Below are 4,495 nucleotides of genomic sequence, written 5' to 3'. Positions count from 1 at the left end.
AGGTCGCGGGCGATATCCTTGATTCGCTTCTTTGCCTTCTCCTTCAACCGGTGTACCGAAGATAACGATACGTTTTTTCTCTAAGTGACGAATTGCACGACGACGAATATAAGGTTCTGCAATTTCTTGCATTTCGATAGCAGTTTGAACACGAGTGTCTACGCCTGCTTGTTCTAATGCATCTTGCAATGCTAAGGAGTTCATTACTGTTGCTAGCATACCCATATAGTCAGCTGTAGCACGATCCATACCTTGGTTACTACCAGCTAACCCTCTCCACAAGTTACCGCCACCAACAACAATTGCGATTTCTAAATCAGTGGATTTTGCTAAAGCAGCAATTTCTTTTGCAAATTCTTCAACAACATCAGGGTTAATACCAAAACCTTGTTCACCCGCTAATGCTTCACCACTCAACTTCAAAACAATACGTCTAAAGTTTCTCTTTGCCATGTGTTTACTCCTCTATTGCAAAATAAGAGAACACTGTACGGTGTTCTCTTATTATTTCTTAATTATTTACCAACAGATGCCATTACTTCAGCTACGAAGTCATCTTGGCGTTTTTCAATGCCTTCGCCCAAACCGTAGCGAACAAAACGACGTACGTTGATGTTTTCACCGATTTTTGCAATATTTTCATTAATGATGTCTGTAACAGTTTTGTCGCCATCTTTAATGAATACTTGTTCTAATAGGCAGTTTTCTTTATAGAATTTTTCAATACGACCAGCAACCATTTTTTCCAAAACAGCTTCAGGTTTTGGTTTACGGCCAGCTTTAACGTCTTCTTCAGCTTCTACTTTAGCTTGTTCCAACAATACTTGTTTTTCGTGTTCGATTACTTCAGCAGGAACTTCTTCACGGTTCAAGTATGTAGGGTTTACAGCTGCGATTTGCATAGCGATATCGCGTGCCAAGTTTTGGAAATCATCAGTTTTAGCAACGAAGTCAGTTTCGCAGTTAACTTCTACCAATACACCGATACGGCCACCAGCGTGGATGTAAGATTGTACTACACCTTCAGCTGCGATACGACCAGCTTTTTTAGCTGCAGCAGCCAAACCTTTTTCACGAAGAAGGTCAACCGCTTTTTCGATATTACCGTCAGTTTCAACCAATGCTTTTTTAGCGTCCATCATACCTGCGCCAGTCATGTCGCGCAATTCTTTTACCAAAGCAGCAGTAATTGCCATTATTTTGTTCCTCCTAGTACTAATTAAGGTAAGGATATAGTCCTTACCCTAATTATATATGTTATAGATTTATCTTTCAAATGCTAATCAGAAATGATTAAGTAGCTTAACAGAATTATTCTGCAGCTTCAGCACCGTCTAAAGATTCGCCTTGACGACCTTCAAGAACAGCGTCTGCCATTTTACCAGCCAACAATTTTACAGCGCGGATAGCGTCATCATTTGCTGGGATTGGGAATTCTACTTCATCAGGATCGCAGTTAGTGTCAACTGTTGCAACAACTGGAATACCCAATTTTTTAGCTTCTGCAATAGCGATTTTTTCTTTTTTAGGATCAACTACGAAAAGAGCACCTGGCATTTTAGGCATATCTTTGATACCGCCAAGATATTTTTCCAATTTTTCCATTTCATGACGAAGACCGATAACTTCTTTTTTAGGCAATACTTCGAAAGTACCATCTTCTGCCATAGCTTCCAATTGTTTTAAACGTTTAATACGAGTTTCAATTGTTTTGAAGTTAGTCAACATACCGCCCAACCAACGTTCGTTAACGAAGAACATGTTAGCACGGATAGCTTCTTCTTTAATAGCTTCTTGAGCTTGTTTTTTAGTACCTACGAACAAGATTACTTCGCCTTGGGAAGCAACTTCACGCAAGAAATTGTAAGCTTCTTCTACTTTTTTAACTGTTTTGGACAAGTCAATGATATAAATACCATTGCGTTCAGTGAAGATGAATTTCGCCATTTTAGGGTTCCATCTTCTAGTCTGATGACCAAAGTGTACACCAGCCTCTAATAATTGTTTCATTGATACTACTGCCATTGTGGCACCTCCTGTTAATTAACCTCCGCCGCTTCATCCTTCGGGTCACCCAAAATTAGGCACAGTACCGAAGTCCACCGACGTGCATATTTTTCATACCCAGTAATTTTACCAAAAAATTATTCTAAAAGCAAGCAAGGAGTGAGGATTTATTTAAGAAAACCTCACTCCTTCTGTTTGTTTATGAAATTACTTTTCTAGTAGCTATTATTTCCAAACATAATACTGTTTAGATACTACACATAATATTAAGATAGTAACCTCAAAATAACAATTATTATAATAACTAGTTATTTCGAATAGCCTCAATCATTTGTGCCCGATCATCGGCGCCAAATACAGCAGATCCAGCTACTAAAACAGTAGCACCTGCCCGTTTAATCGGTACACAAGTAATATCATTAATACCACCATCTACCTCAATAACTGCAGTTGTATTGTCTACTTCTTCTAATAGCATTTTAGCTTGTTTAACCTTTTTAATAGCGTTTGGAATAAAGGATTGACCACCAAAGCCAGGATTTACGGACATAATTAAAATCATATCAAGATCAGCTGCTACATCCTCCAATAAAGATACTGGTGTACCTGGATTAAGCGATACCCCTGCTTTCATACCACATTGTTTGATATGTTGGATCAATCGATGCATATGAGGCACTGTTTCTTGATGGAATGTAAAATACTCTACACCAATCTTTGCAAACTCTTCTACGTAATCACCAGGATTAGTAACCATTAAATGAACATCAAATGGTAGTTGTGTATAAGGACGGATTGCTTTTACTATAGGTGCACCAAAGGTTAGGTTTGGTACAAAATGACCATCCATAATATCAATATGCAATAAGTCTGCTCCTGCTAATTCAATGGATTTTATTTCTTCACTTAATGTTGCAAAGTTTGCAGAGAGCATAGATGGTGCAATTTTAATCATTTTAAAACCTCTTTCGTTGACTTTCTATGTCATTACGTATAGACATATATGCATCATATCGTCCTTGATGAATATGGCCAGCCTCTAAAGCATCTTTTATGCCACAAATAGGTTCATGTTCATGATAACAAGGATTAAATTTACATGTATCAACATAATCACTAAATTCAGGGAATAACGTAGGTAACCGTTCTAATGATACATCATTGAACTCAATGGCGCTAAAGCCTGGTGTATCCATGATAAAGGAATTTGAATCCAAACTATATAAGGAAGCATGACGAGTAGTATGTTTACCACGCTTAATTTTGTCACTAACCTCTCCCGTTTGGAATGCAAACTTAGGGTCCACTGCATTTAATAAACTACTTTTACCAACACCAGAAGGACCTGCAAAAGCAGTTACCTTATGTTCTAAGACATGACGTAAGTCATCAATACCAGTCATATTATATGTTGATGTCATCAATACTTCATAGCCGATAGATTGATAAAGTTTTACCATATCTTCCGTATCTGAATCCATCAAATCACATTTGTTGATACATAATACAATAGGAATATCTGCATGCTCAATCATAACCAGCATTTTATTGAGCAATAACTCATTAATATCTGGCTCATGGGCAGCTACCACCAACACAACTTGGTCGATATTAGCTACCGCAGGTCTTACCATAGCATTATTACGATCATGGATGGACTCAACGAATCCATCCTCTGAAATCGTAACACGGTCACCAACAAGTAAACTGTAGCGACCTTTCTTTAATCTGCCTCGAACTTTACATTCATGAACAGTACCGCTATCGTCTTGTACGTAAAAGTAGCCATTCATATTTTTGACAACAATGCCTGTAATCATAATTCCCCTTATAATGCTGTTTCTTGTACTAATGCACCATTGAGATAAACCTCAATACGTACATTACCTACACCAGACACTTTTTTAACGATACGATCACCAGGTTTATTTGTATCATCATAAATAACAGCAGAACCTTCATCATCCTTTACGACAATTTTAAGTTCTTGATTTTTAGACCCTGCTGGGACTGTGATATCTACGGTACCAGTCGTCTTATTACTGCTGCTATCCGACTTTTTATCAGATTTCTTTTTATCATCTTTATATTCAGTCGTTAAGTTTACTGTAGATCCTTCATCAATTTCATCCCCAGCTTTAATGCTTTGCTCTGTTACGATAGATTTTTCTTCTACTGAACCAGCTACTTGATTAACACCAAGATGAGCATTGCTCAATGTATCTCGCGCATCTTTTAAGGTCATACCAATAACATTTGGCATTTGAATCTTTTTAGCTTTTGCTTTATTTACAACGAGATCAATTGTAGTGCCTTTAGAAACTTTAGAATCACCAGATGGACTTTGAGCAATAATAACGCCATCAGGTTTATTATCAACAGATTGTTGAGTTACTTTACCAACAACTAAACCTACATCTTTGAGACGTTGTCGTGCTTGTTCTACAGTTAAACCGGATAAGTCTGGTACTGTAATATCACCAACACC

Annotated in this window: 5 protein-coding genes and 1 pseudogene; all 6 read right to left on the bottom strand. The window is 37.6% G+C overall.

The window, feature by feature from the left end:
- Positions 1–453, bottom strand: a pseudogene (locus QZR70_RS08490) (hypothetical protein); the annotation flags it as partial.
- A gap of 62 nt (positions 454–515) precedes the next feature.
- The gene (gene tsf, locus QZR70_RS08485) at positions 516–1,196 is read right to left on the bottom strand and encodes a translation elongation factor Ts (RefSeq protein WP_105089146.1); all 681 of its coding nucleotides are present in this window, start codon (positions 1,194–1,196) and stop codon (positions 516–518) included.
- Between the two features lie 115 nt (positions 1,197–1,311).
- Positions 1,312–2,025, bottom strand: a complete 714-nt coding sequence (gene rpsB / locus QZR70_RS08480; RefSeq protein WP_005386735.1) for a 30S ribosomal protein S2 — start codon at positions 2,023–2,025, stop codon at positions 1,312–1,314.
- A 286-nt stretch (positions 2,026–2,311) separates the two neighbouring features.
- A complete protein-coding gene (gene rpe / locus QZR70_RS08475; protein ID WP_105089145.1) occupies positions 2,312–2,962 on the bottom strand; it encodes a ribulose-phosphate 3-epimerase in 651 nt (216 codons plus the stop codon).
- Position 2,963: 1 nt separating this feature from the next.
- Positions 2,964–3,827, bottom strand: a complete 864-nt coding sequence (gene rsgA, locus QZR70_RS08470) for a ribosome small subunit-dependent GTPase A (RefSeq protein ID WP_295794488.1) — start codon at positions 3,825–3,827, stop codon at positions 2,964–2,966.
- Between the two features lie 8 nt (positions 3,828–3,835).
- Positions 3,836–4,495 (bottom strand): PASTA domain-containing protein (locus tag QZR70_RS08465; RefSeq protein WP_295794487.1); only part of this gene is annotated, 660 nt, incomplete at its 5' end.

The sequence above is a fragment of the uncultured Veillonella sp. genome, from assembly GCF_900545205.1.
GTDB lineage: Bacteria > Bacillota > Negativicutes > Veillonellales > Veillonellaceae > Veillonella.
Note: the sequence above shows the minus strand (reverse complement) of the source record. Positions and strands in the feature narration are given on the sequence as shown.